Raw genomic sequence first — 16,914 nt, forward strand, 5'->3', positions numbered from 1 at the left:
GACAGGAGCCAGAGGACAATGCAGACCAAGCTGGACGAAGCCAAGGCCGAGCTGCTCGATCGGGCCGCCCGGGTAGCTGAGCACAGCCCGGTCGGGGGGCACCTACCGACTGGGACGACGGAACACGGCATCCCCGACCGGGCGGCCGTGCTCGCGTTCCTCCAGCGCTACTACCTGCACACCGCCCCGGAGGACCTCACCGACCGCGACCCGGTCGATATCTTCGGAGCCGCCTACTCCCACTACCGACTGGCCGAAAACCGCCCCCAGGGCACGGCCAACGTGCGCGTGCACACCCCGACGGTCGAGGAGAACGGCTGGACGTGCAGCCACTCCGTCGTCGAGGTCGTCACCGACGACATGCCGTTCCTGGTCGACTCCGTCACCAACGAGCTGACGCGCCAGGGACGCGGCATCCACGTCGTCATCCACCCGCAGATGGTGGTGCGCCGCGATGTCACCGGCAAGCTCAACGAGGTGCTCACCACGCCGCCCACCGGCGACCTCCCGCACGACGCGCACATCGAGTCCTGGATCCACGTCGAGATCGACCGCGAGACCGACCGCTCCGACCTGAAGCAGATCACCGCCGACCTGCTGCGTGTCCTGTCCGACGTCCGCGAGGCCGTCGAGGACTGGGGCAAGATGCGGGACGGGGCACTGCGGATCGCCGAGGGCCTGCCCGAGGAGCCCATCGCCGGTGACCTGCCCGAGCAGGAGATCGAGGAGGCCCGTGAGCTGCTGCGCTGGCTGGCCGCCGATCACTTCACGTTCCTCGGCTACCGCGAGTACGAGCTGCGCGACGACGACTCCCTCGCCGCGGTGCCCGGCACCGGCCTCGGCATACTGCGGGCGGACCCGCACCACGAGACCGGCGAGGCCCACCCGGTCAGCCCGTCCTTCGAGCGGCTTCCGGCCGATGCCCGCGCCAAGGCCCGCGAGCACAAGCTCCTCGTGCTGACCAAGGCGAACAGCCGGGCCACCGTGCACCGGCCGTCGTACCTGGACTACATCGGCGTCAAGAAGTTCGACGAGCAGGGCAATGTCGTCGGTGAGCGGCGCTTCCTGGGACTGTTCTCCTCCGCCGCCTACACCGAGTCCGTCCGCCGGGTTCCCGTCATCCGGCGCAAGGTCGACGAGGTGCTCAAGCGCGCCGGGTTCTCGCCCAACAGCCACGACGGACGTGATCTGCTCCAGATCCTCGAGACGTATCCGCGCGACGAGCTGTTCCAGACACCGGTCGACGAGCTGCAGTCCATCGTCACCTCGGTCCTCTACCTCCAGGAGCGGCGGCGGCTGCGGCTCTACCTGCGCCAGGACGAGTACGGCCGCTACTACTCGGCCCTGGTCTATCTGCCCCGCGACCGCTACACCACCGGCGTCCGGCTCAGGATCATCGACATCCTGAAGGAGGAACTCGGCGGCACCAGCGTCGACTTCACCGCCTGGAACACCGAGTCGATCCTCTCCCGGCTGCACTTCGTGGTCCGGGTCCCGCAGGGCACCGAGCTTCCGCAGCTGTCCGACGCCGACAAGGAACGTATCGAGGCCCGCCTCGTCGAGGCGGCCCGCTCCTGGGCGGACGGATTCGCCGATGCGCTGAACGCCGAGTTCGGCGAGGAGCGCGCCGCCGAACTGCTGCGCCGCTACGGCAACGCCTTCCCGGAGGGCTACAAGGCCGACCACAACCCGCGCGCCGCGGTCGCCGACCTCGGCCAGATCGAACGGCTCGAGGAGGACAACGACTTCGCGCTCAGCCTGTACGAGCCGGTGGGCGCCGCCCTCGACGAGCGCCGCTTCAAGATCTACCGCAAGGGCGAGGCCGTCTCCCTGTCCGCCGTCCTGCCGGTCCTCAACCGGCTCGGCGTCGAGGTGGTGGACGAGCGGCCGTACGAACTGCGCGGCTCCGACCGCAGCGTCTCCTGGATCTACGACTTCGGCCTGCGCATGCCCAAGCCGCAGAGCGGCGACTACTTCGGCGACGATGCCCGCGAGCGGTTCCAGGAGGCCTTCGCCGCCACCTGGACCGGCAAGGCGGAGAACGACGGCTTCAACGCCCTCGTGCTGAGGGCCGGGCTGAGCTGGCGGCAGGCGATGGTGCTGCGGGCGTACGCCAAGTACCTGCGCCAGGCGGGCTCGACGTTCAGCCAGGACTACATGGAGGACACCCTCCGAAACAATGTCCACACCACCCGGCTGCTCATCTCCCTGTTCGAGGCGCGGATGTCGCCGGACCGGCAGCGCGCCGGGCGCGAGATCGTCGACGCCCTGCTCGAGGAGCTCGACGCGGCCCTGGACCAGGTGGCCTCGCTCGACGAGGACCGGATCCTGCGGTCCTTCCTCACGGTCATCAAGGCGACCCTGCGCACGAACTTCTTCCAGGAGGCGTGGGGCGGCCGGCCGCACGAGTACGTGTCCATGAAGTTCGACCCGCAGGCCATCCCGGACCTGCCGGCGCCGCGTCCGGCATACGAGATCTGGGTGTACTCGCCGCGGGTGGAAGGCGTGCACCTCAGGTTCGGCAAGGTCGCCCGGGGTGGTCTGCGCTGGTCGGACCGCCGGGAGGACTTCCGTACGGAGATCCTCGGCCTGGTCAAGGCGCAGATGGTGAAGAACACCGTCATCGTGCCGGTCGGCGCCAAGGGCGGCTTCGTCGCCAAGCAGCTGCCGGATCCGTCCGTGGACCGGGACGCGTGGATGGCGGAAGGCATCGCCAGCTACAAGACGTTCATCTCGGCGCTGCTCGACATCACCGACAACATGGTGGCCGGTGAGGCCGTCCCGCCCGCCGACGTCGTACGGCACGACGAGGACGACACGTACCTCGTGGTCGCGGCCGACAAGGGCACCGCCACCTTCTCCGACATCGCCAACGGCGTCGCGGAGAAGTACAACTTCTGGCTCGGCGACGCCTTCGCCTCCGGCGGCTCCGCGGGCTACGACCACAAGGCGATGGGCATCACCGCCCGCGGCGCCTGGGAGTCCGTCAAGCGGCACTTCCGGGAGCTGGGTGTGAACACCCAGGTCGAGGACTTCACGGTGGTCGGCATCGGTGACATGTCCGGTGACGTGTTCGGCAACGGCATGCTGCTCAGCGAGCACATCCGCCTGGTCGCCGCCTTCGACCACCGGCACATCTTCATCGACCCGAACCCGGACGCGGCCACCTCCTACGCCGAGCGGCGCCGGCTGTTCGAGCTGCCGCGCTCGTCCTGGGCGGACTACAACACCGACCTGCTGTCCGCGGGCGGCGGCGTCTTCCCCCGTACCGCCAAGGCCATCCCGGTCAACTCGCACATCCGCGCGGCCCTCGGCATCGAGGGCAAGGTCACCAAGATGACGCCGGCCGAGCTGATGAAGGCCATCCTCAAGGCGCCGGTGGACCTGCTGTGGAACGGCGGCATCGGTACGTATGTGAAGGCCTCCACCGAGTCCAACGCCGACGTCGGCGACAAGGCCAACGACGCCATCCGCGTCGACGGCGCCGACCTGCGCGTCAAGGTCGTCGGCGAGGGCGGCAACCTGGGCCTGACCCAGCTCGGCCGGATCGAGTTCGCGCTGCACCGCGGCAAGATCAACTCGGATGCGATCGACAACAGCGCGGGCGTGGACACCTCCGACCACGAGGTGAACATCAAGATCCTGCTCAACAGCCTGGTCGCGGACGGCGACATGACCGTCAAGCAGCGCAACAAGCTGCTCGCCGACATGACCGACGAGGTCGGCCGTCTGGTCCTGCGCAACAACTACGCGCAGAACACGGCGATCGCCAACGCGCTCGCCCAGTCCAAGGACATGCTCCACGCCCAGCAGCGCTTCATGCGTCACCTGGTGCGCGAGGGCCACCTCGACCGGGCGCTGGAGTTCCTGCCCACCGACCGCCAGATCCGCGAGCGGCTCGGCCAGGGCCAGGGGCTGACCGGTCCGGAGACGGCCGTCCTGCTGGCGTACACGAAGATCACGGTCGCCGATGAGCTGCTGCACACCTCGCTGCCCGACGACCCGTACCTGCGCGGGCTGCTCTACGCGTACTTCCCGACCGCGCTGCGCGAGAAGTTCCCCGAGCACATCGACAGCCACCCGCTGCGCCGCGAGATCACCACGACCGTGCTGGTCAACGACACGGTCAACACCGGTGGTACGACGTACCTGCACCGCCTGCGCGAGGAGACCGGCGCGTCGCTGGAGGAGATCGTCCGGGCGCAGACCGCGGCCCGCACGATCTTCCGCTCGGCGGCGGTGTGGGACTCCGTCGAGGCGCTGGACAACAGGGTCGAGGCCGCCGTCCAGACCCGGATCCGGCTGCACTCGCGCCGACTGGTGGAGCGCGGCACCCGCTGGCTGCTTAACAACCGGCCGCAGCCGCTCCAGATCGCCGAGACCGTCACCTTCTTCGCCGACCGCGTCGAGCAGGTCTGGTCGCAGCTGCCCAAGCTGTTGCGCGGCGCGGACCTGGAGTGGTGGCAGAAGATCTACGAGGAGCTGACCGGCTCCGGCGTGCCGGACGAACTCGCCACCCGGGTGGCCGGGTTCTCCTCCGCCTTCCCGGCGCTGGACATCGTGCTGGTGGCCGATCGTATGGGCCGGGACCCGATGGACGTCGCGGAGGTCTACTACGACCTCGCCGACCGCCTCGGCATCACCCAGCTCATGGACCGCATCATCGAGCTGCCCCGCACCGACCGCTGGCAGTCCATGGCCCGCGCGGCCATCCGCGAGGACCTCTACGCGGCCCATGCGGCCCTCACGGCCGACGTCCTCACGGTGGGCAACGGGGCCTCGACCCCCGAGCAGCGCTTCAAGATCTGGGAGCAGAAGAACGCGGCGATCCTCGGCCGCGCCCGCGCCACCCTGGAGGAGATCAAGAGCTCGGAGTCCTTCGACCTGGCGAACCTGTCGGTGGCGATGCGCACGATGCGGACGCTGCTGCGGAGTCACTCGTAGTCGGCAGTCGCGGTACGCATCCGACGTCCGGCGTCGGTACGTACGACAGCGGGGCGCCCCGAGCCGTTCAGGCCCGGGGCGCCCCGTCGTCCGTCGGTGGCCGTCGCGTCGTCAGGAAGGCTGGGCGACCGTCGGCTCCGCCGGCTTGGCTGCGGCCTTCGGCTTCGGCTTGGGCTTCGGCTTGGCGTCCCCGGTGAAGGCCTCGTACTCCTTCATGACGTCCTCGGTGGGGCCGTCCATGCGCAGCTCGCCGCGTTCCAGCCACAGGACACGGTCGCAGGTGTCGCGGATGGACTTGTTGCTGTGGCTGACCAGGAAGACGGTGCCGGCTTCCTGGCGCAGTTCACGGATGCGTTCCTCGGAGCGCTTCTGGAACTTGCGGTCGCCGGTGGCGAGGGCCTCGTCGATGAGCAGGACGTCGTGGTCCTTGGCGGCGGCGATGGAGAAGCGCAGGCGGGCGGCCATACCGGAGGAGTAGGTGCGCATCGGGAGGGTGATGAAGTCGCCCTTCTCGTTGATGCCGGAGAAGTCGACGATCTCCTGGTAGCGCTCCTTGACCTGCTCGCGGGACATGCCCATGGCGAGGCCGCCGAGGTGGACGTTGCGCTCACCCGTCAGGTCGTTCATCAGGGCCGCGTTGACGCCGAGGAGGGAGGGCTGGCCGCCCGTGTAGATCCGGCCGTTCTCCACGGGGAGGAGGCCGGCGACCGCCTTGAGCAGGGTCGACTTGCCGGAGCCGTTGGTTCCGATCAGGCCGATCGCCTCGCCCTTGTACGCGACGAAAGAGACGTCCCGGACCGCGTGCACCGTGCGCACGCCGGCCACCTTCTCGGCCTGCTTGCGGCGCAGGATGCGGTTGAGGGCGGCGGTCGCGGAGCCCCGGCCGGCGCCGGTGCCGTTGACGCGGTACACGATGTCGACATGGTCGGCGATGACGGTGGGGGTCATGTCGGGCCTGTTCCCGTTGGTGTGCTCAGCCACGGCCGTACGTCTCCTCAGCCTTCCAGAAGTAGATGAAGCCGCCGACTCCGGCGAGCAGCGCCCAGCCCGTCGCGATCAGCCAGACGTGCTCGGGCAGCTGGCTCGCATGGAAGCTGTCGATCAGCGCGAACCGCATCAGGTCGATGTAGACGGCGGCCGGGTTGGCCTGAAGCACGGGGCCCACCCAGGACGGCAGATCGGTGTGACGGCTGAGGATGTGGTCGATGCTCCACATCACGCCGGAGGCGTACATCCACGTCCGCAGCACGAACGGCATCAGCTGCGCCAGGTCCGGCGTCTTCGCCCCGAGCCGGGCCAGGATCATCGAGACGCCCGCGTTGAAGGTGAACTGCAGTACCAGGACCGGGATCGCCAGCACCCAGGACGCGGCGACCGGCACGCCGAAGAAGAGCAGGATGACGACCAGGGCAGCCATCGAGAACAGCAGCTGCTGGAGCTGCTGGAGGCAGAAGGAGATCGGCAGCGCGGCGCGCGGGAAGTGCAGGGCGCGCACGAGGCCGAGGTTGCCGGAGATCGCGCGGGTGCCGGCGAGGATCGAGCTCTGGGTGAACGTCCAGATGAACACGCCCGTGACCAGGAACGGCACGTAGTCCGGCACGCCCTTCTTGGTCTGCAGCAGCACGCCGAAGATCAGGTAGTAGACGGCCGCGTTCAGCAGCGGGGTCATCACCTGCCAGACCTGGCCCAGCTTCGCCTGGCTGTACTGGGCGGTGAGCTTGGCCGTCGAGAACGCCGCGATGAAGTGGCGGCGGGCCCACAGCCGGCGGATGTACTGGGGCAGGGACGGGCGGGCGCCGCTGACCGAGAGGCCGTGGCGGGCGGCGAGGGCCGCGAGGTCGTCGTCGGCCGGGGCCGCCGGGGTGGGGGCCGTCTTCAGGGGCGGTGTGTCGAGGACCTGGCTCACATCCGCTGCTTTCGGTCGGGGGTGGGGATGCGTGCGTGCGGTCGGGGTGTGCGTCTTCCGGCGTTTTCTTACGCGTCTCTGCACGTTTACTTACGTCGGGACGGGACCGTATCGTCGCAACGTGAGCGTATGGCCAGTGGGCGTCAGAACGCAACCGTTTCGTCGAACCGTATCCGTCAGGACGGGACCGTATCGTCGTGACGCGCCGGGCGGACCGGGTGGCGCGGGAGCGGGGGACGGTACCGTTTCGTCGCAACGTCACCGGCGTCAGAACGCAACCGTTTCGTCGTAACGCCCTATGCTGGTCCGCATGACGACGAACGCCGACGGGCCCCAGACGCGTCCGCGCCGCCGGACCCCCGCAGGAGCGGCCGTACTCCGCGAGGACGTGACGGAAGCCATCCGAGCGGCCGTGTTCGAGGAGCTCGCCGCCGTCGGCTATGCGCGGATGTCGATCGAGGGGATCGCCCGCCGGGCCGGCGTCGGCAAGACCGCGGTGTACCGCCGGTGGCGCTCCAAGCTGCACCTGGTGCTCGATGTCGTCTCGGCGATAGCGGTGCAGGGCCTGCCCGCGCCGGACACGGGCTCGCTGGAGGGCGATCTGCGGCTGCTGTACGAGGTGACGTCCCGTGCGCTGCGGCACCCGGTGGCCTCGCAGATCATCCCTGACCTCCAGGCGGAAGCGGCCCGCAACCCGGAGATCGCCGAGGCCCTGCAGAAGGCCCTGCGGGAGGGGCAGGAGGGGGTTGCCAGCAGGATCGTGGCGGCGGCGGAGCAGCGCGGCGAGCTCCGCGACGGCGTCGACGAGGAGCTCGCCCTCGACCTGATCTCGGGGCCGCTGTACTGGCGATCGGTGGTGATCCGCAGCCCGAAACTGCCCAAGGGATACCTGGCGTCCCTGGCCCGGGCGACCGCGGCGGCGGTCAAGGCACTGTGACCGGAGACAGCAGACCTAGTCCCGCGCCGCCCCCGGATGCTGCCGTACCCAGCCATCCCACGCGGATGTGATCATGTCCTGGACGTCGTGCCGGGCCTTCCAGCCCAGTTCGGCGGTGATGCGGTCGGCGGAGGCGACGACGCGGGCCGGGTCGCCCGGGCGGCGTGGGGTGACCGTCGGCGCGCGGTGGTAGCCGGTGACGGCGTTGATGCGGTCGATCATCTCGCGTACCGAAACGCCCTCCCCACGGCCGATGTTGAGCGTGAGGTCGCGGCCGGGGGAGGCCTGCAGAGCGCGGGCGACCGCCACGTGGGCCTCGGCCAGATCCACCACGTGGATGTAGTCCCGGATGCAGGTCCCGTCGGGGGTCGGGTAGTCGTCTCCGAAGATGCGTGGGGGCGCCCCCTCCGTGAGCTTCTCGAAGACCATCGGGATGAGGTTGAAGACGCCGACGTCCGCCAGCTCGGGGCTCGCGGCACCCGCCACGTTGAAGTACCGCAGGGACGCCGTGGACAAGCCGGTGGCGCGTCCCGTCGCACGGACCAGCCACTCACCGGCCAGCTTCGTCTCGCCGTACGGCGACATGGGCGCACACGGTGTCTCCTCCGTGACGAGGTGCACGTCCGGCATGCCGTACACGGCCGCCGACGACGAGAACACGAAGGAGGGCACGCCGGCCGCCGTCACCGCCTCCAGCAGGACGCGCAGGCCCTCGACGTTCTCCCCGTAGTAGTGCAGCGGCAGGTCCACGGACTCGCCGACCTGCTTCTTCGCCGCCAGGTGGACGACCCCGGTGACGGAGTGCTCGGTGAGCACGCGCCCCAGCAGCTCACCGTCCAGCGTGGAGCCGACCACGAGCGGCACGCCGTCCGGCACGCGCTCGGCGATGCCGGTCGACAGGTCGTCGTACACGACCGCCTGTTCGCCCGCCTCGGTCATCGCGCGTACGACGTGCGCCCCGATATAGCCGGCGCCGCCGGTGATCAGCCAGGTCATGTACGGCCGTCCCCTCGTCAGTTGGCCCGTGTGGTGTCCGCCCCACAGCGAAGCACCCGCGTGATGTCGGCCTTCAGTCAAGCAGGTGACGCGGCGTGCGCTCAGCCGGCGCCGGATGCCTCCGCCCGGGCCGCCGCGTCGAGCGCCGTCGTGAGCTGGTCGAGGCGGGTGCGCAGGTCGCGGATCTCGTCGACGTCGAAGCCGGTCGCCGCGGCGATCCGGCGCGGTACCTGAAGCGCCCGCTCGCGCAGGGCGGCGCCGTCCTCGGTCAGGTGGACCTCGACCGAGCGCTCGTCGTGGGCGCTGCGCTCGCGGCGCACCAGTCCGGCCCCCTCCAGCCGCTTGAGGAGCGGTGACAGGGTGCCGGAGTCGAGGCGCAGGTGTTCGCCCAGCTTCTTGACCGGCAGGTCGCCGTGCTCCCACAGCACGAGCATCACCAGGTACTGCGGGTAGGTCAGCCCGAGATCCTTGAGGACCACACGGTAGACACCGCCGAAGGCGCGCGACGCCGCGTTCAGGGAGAAGCAGATCTGCTGGTCGAGGCGGAGCCAGTCCGCTGTGGGCGTGGTCGTCATGGCTCCAGGGTAGCTCTTGCCCGCCATTTAGTTGTGCGCAATTTAATTGTGTGCTCTACTTAGAGAGTCAGGCCGGCCGGACGGGCCGCCGGAAGACGACTTGAGAGGGATGTTTCTCCATGGACGCGCTCTACACCGCTGTCGCCACCGCCACCCACGGCCGCGAGGGTCGTGCCGTCTCCTCCGACGGCAAGCTCGACCTGCAGCTGGGCATCCCGACCGAAATGGGCGGCAATGGCCAGGGCACCAACCCCGAGCAGCTCTTCGCCGCCGGTTACGCCGCCTGTTTCGCCAGCGCTCTCGGCCTGGTCGGCCGGCAGGTCAAGGTGGACGTGAGCGATGCCGCCGTCACCGCCGAGGTGGGCATCGGCAAGCAGGGCGAGGGCTTCGGGCTGGCCGTCACCCTGCGCGTCGAGCTGCCCGCAGGCGTGGACGAGGCGACCGGGCGCAAGCTGGTCGAGCAGGCCCACCAGGTCTGCCCGTACTCCAACGCCACCCGCGGCAACATCCCGGTCGAGCTCGTCATCGAGTAACCCCGCGGATCCCGGCCCGCAGCCAGGCCGCACCGCCGCTCCGCCACCCGGGTGACGAGATGCCGTTGCGAGCCCTCGTCGCCGACCGGTGGGCGTGACGCAGGGCGTGGAACGCCGTGTAGGCCCCCAGCGCCAGCAGCCGGTGCTGTACGCCGACGCTGCCGCCAGGTGCCCGGTGGCCGGCCCGAAGGTGGCGGCGGTAGAGCACGCCCGCCCGGCGGAAGAAGGCGCGGCGATGGCGCGCGGGCAGCCGGCGGGGATCGGCCGCCGTCCTCAGGACCACGGCGAAGAGCTGGTCGAACAGGGCGTCGCGCCGCGCGGCGGACAGACGCTGCTCGGCGGCCTGGAACAGCACCAGCTCGACCTGGTCGAGCAGATCGAGCTGGTGCGCGCCCGGAAGGTCGAGCCGGCTGCCCTGCGGGCGCAGCAGATGCTGTACGACGACCGAGTGGAGCACTGCCATCCGCTCGGCCGTCACCGTCACCACTCCGCCCCAGCCGAGGTCCGTGAAGTGCCCGTAGGGGAAGACGAGTTGGTGGGCGGTGAGGAATCCGCGGCGATAGGCCGCGCTCCAGGCGGGGCGGTCCACCGACGTCAGCCGCGGTGCCGCGTCGGGAGTGAAGGTTCCTGCGGGGGCCGGCGGGAGCGGGGGAGTGTGCGTGGGGGCGCCCCGCCAGTGCACGCGCTCGTGTTCAAAGTGCAGTACGTCCACCGGGCCCGTCTCCCGCAGCCGTGTGTCCAGTGCGGCCAGCGCGCCCGGTACGAGGGTGTCGTCGCCGTCGAGGAACAGCAGATAGGCGCCGGTGGCCTCGCGCAGACCGGTGGTGCGCGCCGCGCTCAGGCCGGCGGACGGCGGTGAGTACGCGGGCGTCACCCTGCTGTCCTGTTCGGCGTATTCGGCGGTGATGTCCGCCGCGGGGGTCTCCGGCTCGTCGCACACCGTGATCAGCTCGAAGTCGCCGTAGGACTGGGCGAGGACCGACTCAAGGGTCCGGGGCAGCAGGCCCTCCACCCCGTGCGAGGGGACGATGATGCTGAAACGGGGCATGTCGGTCTTTCAGAGTGGGTTACGGCGGACTGCGGGACATATGGACTCCTGTCAGGTGAAACGGCGATCAGTGGCTTTCGGTGACGGTGAAGTGACCAGAAGGTTGCGGAACGGTGGCTACCGGGAGGGCGTCGCATGAAGCGGCCGCCCACAGCGCTGGCCTCGGGTCTGCCCGGGCGTTCTGCCCGGCAACGGCCGATCGAGTGATTTGGTCACGGTGTGTGCGGCATGTGGGGGATTCACCGGGAACGCGAAGGGGCGGGCCGGTCGGCCCGCCCCAACGGTGTTGCGTCCGCGGTCACTTCACCGCGCCTGCCATCACACCGGACACGAACTGCCGCTGGAACGCGAAGAACACGGCCAGCGGGATCACCATGGAGATGAACGCGCCGGGCGCCAGGACGTCGATGTTGTTGCCGAACTGCCGTACCTGCGTCTGCAGCGCGACCGTGATCGGCTGGCTGCCGGAGTCGGAGAACACCAGCGCGACCAGCATGTCGTTCCACACCCAAAGGAACTGGAAGATGCCCAGGCTCGCGATCGCCGGCCCGCCCAGCGGCATCACCACCCGTGCGAACAGGCGCAGTTCACCGGCCCCGTCCAGCCGGGCCGCCTCCAGCAGTTCCCGTGGGATCTCCGCGAAGAAGTTCCGCAGCAGGAACACCGCGAACGGCAGGCCGAAGCCGACATGGAACAGGATCACGCCGAGCATCGAGCCGAACAGGCCGATGTTGCCGAAGAGTTCGGCGATCGGGATCAGTGCCACCTGCACGGGTACGACCAGCAGGCCGACCACCGCCAGGAACCACCAGTCGCGGCCCGGGAACTCCATCCATGCGAAGGCGTAGCCCGCGAGCGAGCCGATGACCACGACCAGCACGGTCGCCGGGACCGTGATCAGGATCGTGTTCACCAACGAGTCGGTGATGTCGCTGTTCTGGAGCAGCTTGTCGTAGCTCTCGAAGGTGAGTTGGGCGGGCTCGGTGAACACCGTCCACCAGCCGCTCTCGTTCATGTCCGCCGGAGTGCGCAGCGAGGAGAGCAGCAGACCGATCGTCGGCACCAGCCAGAACAGGCCGACGACGATCAGGAAGACGCGGACCAGACCGCCGCTGACGCCTTCGGCGAGGCGGGCGGCGAGGGACGCCTTGGCCTTGCCGGACTCCTTGGTCACGGCCTGCGTGGTCATCGCCGCACCTCCCGCCTGAGCCTGCGGATGTTGAACCACATCACCGGGATCACCAGAAGCAGCAGGAACACCGCGATCGCGCTGGCGATGCCCGGCTGGTCCTCGGAGAAGCCCTTGCGGTACAGCTCCAGGGCGAGGACGTTCGCGTCGTCCTGGGAGGAGCCGGGGGCGATGATGAAGACCAGGTCGAAGATCTTCAGGACGTTGATCATCAACGTGACGGTGACGACCGCGAGGACGGGTGCGAGGAGCGGGACCGTGACCCGTCTGAACACCTGCCATTCGTTGGCGCCGTCGACGCGGGCCGCTTCGAGCAGTTCACGCGGGACACCGGCCAGTCCCGCCGCGATCAGCACCATCGCGAAGCCCGCCCACATCCAGATGTACGAGCCGATGATGGCCGGCGTGACCAGGGACGGGCCGAGCCAGTCCAGGCCGTTGTACGGCTCCTTGAAGTTGTCGGCGGGCAGCCGCAGTTGGGCTCCCTCGGCGGCGGCCGGGAGCGTGAACGTGCCGTCGTCGGCGGCCGTGGTCGACGCGACCACCCTGCCGTCCTTGACGGCCTCGATCCTCATGCCGGGATAGCCCAGCTCGGAGGCGTCCGGGGCGCCGAGGGTGCCGACGCCCTTGCCGCGCGTGAAGTCCTGCCAGGTCGTGCCGGTGACCTTGCCCGGGTCGGCCTTCGCCGCTACGGCCTTGGTGGCGTCGTCGGGCATCTGGTCGGGGGCGACGCCGACCAGGGGGAGGGTGACCGGCTCGCCCAGGCGGACCGGCTCCTTGGTGATGAAGGCGCCGCCGCCGGCCGCTTCGAGCGGCGACTCACGGCCCGGATGCGCCTTCGGGAACGCCGACGACTGGGCGAACGTGTCGTGCACACCCACCCACACCGCGTTCGCGATGCCCTTGTCCGGATCCTGGTCGTACACCAGGCGGAAGATGATGCCCGCCGCGAGCATCGAGATCGCCATCGGCATGAAGACGACCAGTTTGAACGCCGTGCCCCAGCGCACCCGTTCGGTCAGCACCGCGAAGATCAGCCCCAGCGCGGTCGCGATCGTCGGGGCGAACACCACCCAGATGATGTTGTTCTTCAGCGCGGTGCGGATGCCGTCGTCGGTGAACAGGGCCTCGTAGTTGTCGAATCCGGCGAAGCCGTCGCCGGACTGGTCGTAGAAGCTGCGGACGACCGAGTACCCGATCGGGTAGACCACGAGCGCGCCGAGCAGCACCAGGGCGGGCAGCAGGAAGAGGGCTGCCACGGTCCTGCGGGTGCCGGTCACGCTCTTGTGCTTACGGGGAGGGGCCCCGGGAATCTTCGGTTCCGGGACCCCTGCCGTCGGCGCCGACGACATCATCGTCGGCTCAGTTCCCGTACGCCGCGGCCGCGTCGGCCTCCAGCTGTTCCTGGGTGCCCTTGACGTCCTTCGGGTTCTTCAGGAAGTCCTGCAGCGCCTTCCACTCGCCCTTGCCGGGCGTGCCGCCGAACGCCTGCGGGGCCTGGTCGGACATGTCGAAGCGGAAGTCGTCGCCTGCCGCGACCAGCGACTTGGCCATCTCCTGCTGCACCGCGTTCGGATACGCCGACGGGTCCACGTTCTTGTTCGGCGACAGATAGCCGCCGAGCTCCGCCTGGATGGTCGCCGCGTCCGGCGAGGCCAGGAAGGTGGCCAGCGCCTGCGCCGCCTTCGAGTCCTCCAGGATGACGGCCGCGTCACCGCCGGAGACCACCGGCGCGGTGTCGCCGACCGCCGGGAACGAGAACACCTTCGCGTCCGTCCCCACCTCGGCGTCCGTCTCCGCGATGTTGACCTGCACGAAGTCGCCCTCGAAGACCATGCCCGCCTTCGGCTGGTCGCCGCCGGTGAAGGTCTGGGTCACCGAGGCCGGGAACTCCGTCTGCAGGGCGCCGTCCGCGCCGCCCGCGATGTAGTCCTTCTTGCCCCAGATCTCCGCGAGCGTCGTCAGCGCCTCGGCCACGGAGGGGTCCGTCCACTTGATCTCGTGCTGCGCGAGCTGGTCGTACTTCGCCGGGCCCGCCTGCGAAAGGTAGACGTTCTCGAACCAGTCGGTCAGCGTCCAGCCGTCGGCGCCACCGATCGAGAACGGGGTGACACCGGAGTCGTAGACCGTCTGCGCGGTGGTGAGCAGGTCGTCCCAGGTCTTGGGCTCCTCGGCGCCCGCGTTCTCGAAGACCTGCGTGTTGTACCAGATCAGGGACTTGTTGGCGGCCTTGTAGTACACGCCGTACTGCTTGCCGTCGACCTTGCCGAGGTCCTGCCAGCCCTGCGAGTAGTTCTTGGCCAACTGCTCCTGGGCTTCCGTACCGACCGGCTTCGCCCAGCCCTTGTCCACGGCCTGCTTGATCGCCCCGACCTGGGGGAGCATCGCGATGTCCGGCGGTGCGCCGCCGGCGATCTTCGAGCCGAGGAAGTTGATGATCGGGTCCTGCGCGGGGACGAAGGTGACCTTGGCGCCCGTGCGCTTCTCGAACTCCTGAAGGACCTTCTTGAAGTTGGCCTGCTCCGGGCCGGTCCAGACGGCGGCGACCTCCAGGGTCTCGCCGTTCAGCTTGGGGAGGGTGACGGTGTTGGCGGTCTCGTTCGCGCCGCCGTCGGTTTCGTTGCCGCCATCGCCGTCGTCGCCCCCGCAGGCGGTGAGCGAGAACGCGAGCGCTCCCGCCAGTGCGGCTGCGGCGGCCCGAGCGGCCCTGCGTGTCCGTGTCCGGCTGGTGGTGCTGCTCCTGCTGTGCATCACGGCCCCGTTCTTCGTTCCTCGTCGAACGTTCGAGCGCTGTCCCGTGCGCTCTGGTCTACGCCGGGGAGATGGGGTCGGCAAGAGCGCATACGGTGTCAAGAGGGTGATCGTGACCGCGTCGTGACTCGGGGTGCTGAAGCCGCGGGCAGTCGTGCCCCCAGAGGGGGACCCCCAGGGCGATGGGGATCCCCCGCTCGAGCGAAGCCGAGAGCGGGGGAGGGTGGGCGCGGGCGGCACGCGGTCAGCGCCGGCCGCGCGACCTACCCCCAGCGGCAACGCAGGGCAGCTACAGAAGTGACGGCACCTCAGGCGCCGCAACCTCCCGTGCCGCCCGTTCCAACGCGCTCGCCAGCAGCGCCAGGTCCGTCGGCCCGTTCCCCAACTCCCGTACGGGACGGCGCGTCGGCGGATCGCCCATCCGCTGCCACTCCAGGGGAACGACCGTCGGCCGCAGCGTCGCCGTGCGCGGGATGCGGCCGGTGACCCGACCGCCCTGGAAGGGGGTGACCCGTCCGTCGGGCCGGGTCAGCCGACCGCGCCCCGGCGCCGGTTCGTCCGGCCCCGCGGTGGGCGCGTCGAGGGCGACGCGGAGGGAGGCCCTCCGCGCGGGTTCCGTCTCCGCCGTACGGCCCCCCGGGCCCGCCGCGGCCACGAGGTGGACGCCGAGCCGCTCGCCCTCCCGGGCCACCGCCTCCAGCGCACGCATCACGGACCCGGCCGCGGGCCGTCCCGGCGAGCCCAACGGGGGCGACACCAGGGCGTCCAGATCGTCGACGACCACGACGAGCCGGGGCAGCGGCGGCGCCGCCTCCGCCTCCCGGCGAGCTGCGGGCCGCAGCCGCAGGGTGGAACTGGGCGGGGTGTCGAGATCCCCGGCACCGGCCGTGCTCGCGGAGCGCTGGGCGACCATCCGGCCCGACACCACACGCCCGGTGTGCCATTCCGTGAAGTCCGACCGGCCGAGCAGCTCGCCGCGCCGCTTCAGCTCGGCCGACAGGGACTGCGCGAACTCCCGCATACGGACCGGGTCGTTGGCGAGGAGATGGGTGGTGACATGCGGAATGTCCATACAGACGCGCAGTCCGTCGCCGGGCCCGCGGCCGGCGCTCACGCCGTCCCGGCCGTCCATCAGGACCACGCTCAGCCGGTCCGGCCGCTCGGCCGCGGCGAGCGAGGCGACGATCGCCCGCAGCAGTTCCGTACGTCCGCTGCCCGGCGGGCCCTCGACCAGCAGGTGCGGGCCCTCGGCGACGAGGTCCACGCCGACCGGCCCGCGCGGCCCGGCGCCGAGCACGGCGCACGCCCGGCCGCCGAGCGCCTCGGTGTCGTCGGCCGCGTCCGCCCAGCGCGCCATCAGCGACGCCGGCGTGGCCCGGGCCAGCCCCAGTTCGTCCAGCAGCCGCGCCGCCTGTGGCAACGGCGCCGACACGCGCGCGTGCCGCCCATCGGCGGCGGCATCCGTCCGCAGCGGCGCCAGCGCCCGAGCGAACCGCTCCGCCCACGCAGGGGAGACGGCGTCCACGGCGGCCACCGTGCCGTGCCCGACGGGGCCCGGCCGGTCGCCCTGCGTTGTCCCCGCCCGCGCGACCCGCAGCAGCCGCAACGCCGTCGCCACATCACCGCTGAGTATCGCGACGGCCCCGCACTCCCGGAACGCCGGCGCCACCGCGCAGGCCGCCTCGTACGTCTCGGTGACGGGTGACGCGGGCGAGGCGGGGTCCGTCTCGGCCAGACACACCACGTGGATGCCGGCGCGGGGGCCCTCCACGACCAGCCGCGTCACCGCGTCCCGCAGTCCCGCACCGCCTGGATCACCGTCCACGACGACCACGGTGTACGGCCCCGCAAAGCCGCCGCCCGGCTCCTCGTCCTCCGGCCCGTCGTCCCGGGCCCAGGAGGGGCGTCGAGGGGGAGTGGCGGGGACAGTGCCGGCGGCTGGGGTGCTGCTCGGCCGGTCCGCGAGGTGGTACTCCAAACGGCGCAGGAGTTCGTCGGTGCGGGCCGCGGCCTGTTCGCGGTCGTGGGCGAGGAG

Annotated in this window: 11 protein-coding genes and 1 pseudogene; 3 read left to right on the forward strand and 9 right to left on the reverse strand. The window is 70.4% G+C overall.

The annotated features are described in order from the left end of the window. Positions 1–18: 18 nt before the first annotated feature. The gene (locus tag ACTWQJ_RS08390; RefSeq protein WP_443305990.1) at positions 19–4,944 is read left to right on the forward strand and encodes an NAD-glutamate dehydrogenase; all 4,926 of its coding nucleotides are present in this window, start codon (positions 19–21) and stop codon (positions 4,942–4,944) included. Between the two features lie 111 nt (positions 4,945–5,055). Here the strand turns inward: ACTWQJ_RS08390 and ACTWQJ_RS08395 are convergent, their stop codons facing one another. Both ACTWQJ_RS08395 and ACTWQJ_RS08400 read right to left on the reverse strand, forming a co-directional pair. After that, positions 5,056–5,892 carry an ABC transporter ATP-binding protein gene (locus ACTWQJ_RS08395; RefSeq protein WP_443305999.1) on the reverse strand — a complete coding sequence of 279 codons (837 nt, stop codon included), beginning with the start codon at positions 5,890–5,892 and terminating at the stop codon, positions 5,056–5,058. A 25-nt stretch (positions 5,893–5,917) separates the two neighbouring features. Further along, positions 5,918–6,850 carry an ABC transporter permease gene (locus ACTWQJ_RS08400; RefSeq protein WP_443305991.1) on the reverse strand — a complete coding sequence of 311 codons (933 nt, stop codon included), beginning with the start codon at positions 6,848–6,850 and terminating at the stop codon, positions 5,918–5,920. A 298-nt stretch (positions 6,851–7,148) separates the two neighbouring features. On the opposite strand from ACTWQJ_RS08400, the gene ACTWQJ_RS08405 reads away from it, so the two are divergent. After that, entirely contained in the window at positions 7,149–7,787 is a 639-nt protein-coding gene (locus tag ACTWQJ_RS08405) for a TetR/AcrR family transcriptional regulator (protein WP_443305992.1), read from the forward strand. A gap of 15 nt (positions 7,788–7,802) precedes the next feature. On the opposite strand, the gene galE is transcribed toward ACTWQJ_RS08405, so the two are convergent. Together galE and ACTWQJ_RS08415 are read right to left on the reverse strand one after the other, a co-directional pair. Beyond that, positions 7,803–8,783 (reverse strand): UDP-glucose 4-epimerase GalE, encoded by a 981-nt coding sequence (gene galE, locus ACTWQJ_RS08410; RefSeq protein WP_443305993.1) that lies wholly within the window; start codon positions 8,781–8,783, stop codon positions 7,803–7,805. A gap of 101 nt (positions 8,784–8,884) precedes the next feature. Then, positions 8,885–9,358 (reverse strand): MarR family winged helix-turn-helix transcriptional regulator, encoded by a 474-nt coding sequence (locus tag ACTWQJ_RS08415; protein ID WP_443305994.1) that lies wholly within the window; start codon positions 9,356–9,358, stop codon positions 8,885–8,887. A gap of 119 nt (positions 9,359–9,477) precedes the next feature. Between ACTWQJ_RS08415 and ACTWQJ_RS08420 the strand changes: the two genes are divergently transcribed. Then, positions 9,478–9,891, forward strand: coding sequence for an organic hydroperoxide resistance protein (locus tag ACTWQJ_RS08420; RefSeq protein ID WP_443305995.1), 414 nt, complete (start codon positions 9,478–9,480; stop codon positions 9,889–9,891). Positions 9,892–9,940: 49 nt separating this feature from the next. Here the strand turns inward: ACTWQJ_RS08420 and ACTWQJ_RS08425 are convergent. From ACTWQJ_RS08425 to ACTWQJ_RS08445, 5 genes and pseudogenes are all read right to left on the reverse strand, one after another. Continuing rightward, positions 9,941–10,939: pseudogene (locus tag ACTWQJ_RS08425) on the reverse strand (glycosyltransferase family 2 protein); the annotation flags it as partial. 298 nt (positions 10,940–11,237) lie between these two features. Beyond that, positions 11,238–12,128, reverse strand: coding sequence for a carbohydrate ABC transporter permease (locus ACTWQJ_RS08430; protein ID WP_443305996.1), 891 nt, complete (start codon positions 12,126–12,128; stop codon positions 11,238–11,240). Then, complete coding sequence (locus tag ACTWQJ_RS08435) at positions 12,125–13,408, reverse strand: carbohydrate ABC transporter permease (RefSeq protein ID WP_443305997.1); 1,284 nt, start codon at positions 13,406–13,408, stop codon at positions 12,125–12,127. Before ACTWQJ_RS08435 ends, ACTWQJ_RS08430 begins: the two co-directional genes overlap by 4 nt. 82 nt (positions 13,409–13,490) lie before the next feature. Further along, the gene (locus ACTWQJ_RS08440; protein ID WP_443306000.1) at positions 13,491–14,879 is read right to left on the reverse strand and encodes an ABC transporter substrate-binding protein; all 1,389 of its coding nucleotides are present in this window, start codon (positions 14,877–14,879) and stop codon (positions 13,491–13,493) included. Between the two features lie 289 nt (positions 14,880–15,168). Continuing rightward, positions 15,169–16,914, reverse strand: a 1,746-nt coding sequence (locus ACTWQJ_RS08445; RefSeq protein ID WP_443305998.1) for an FtsK/SpoIIIE domain-containing protein, incomplete at its 5' end; no start/stop codon positions are given.

Source organism: Streptomyces sp. KR55 (assembly GCF_052245645.1).
GTDB classification, from domain to species: Bacteria; Actinomycetota; Actinomycetes; order Streptomycetales; family Streptomycetaceae; genus Streptomyces; species Streptomyces flavusporus.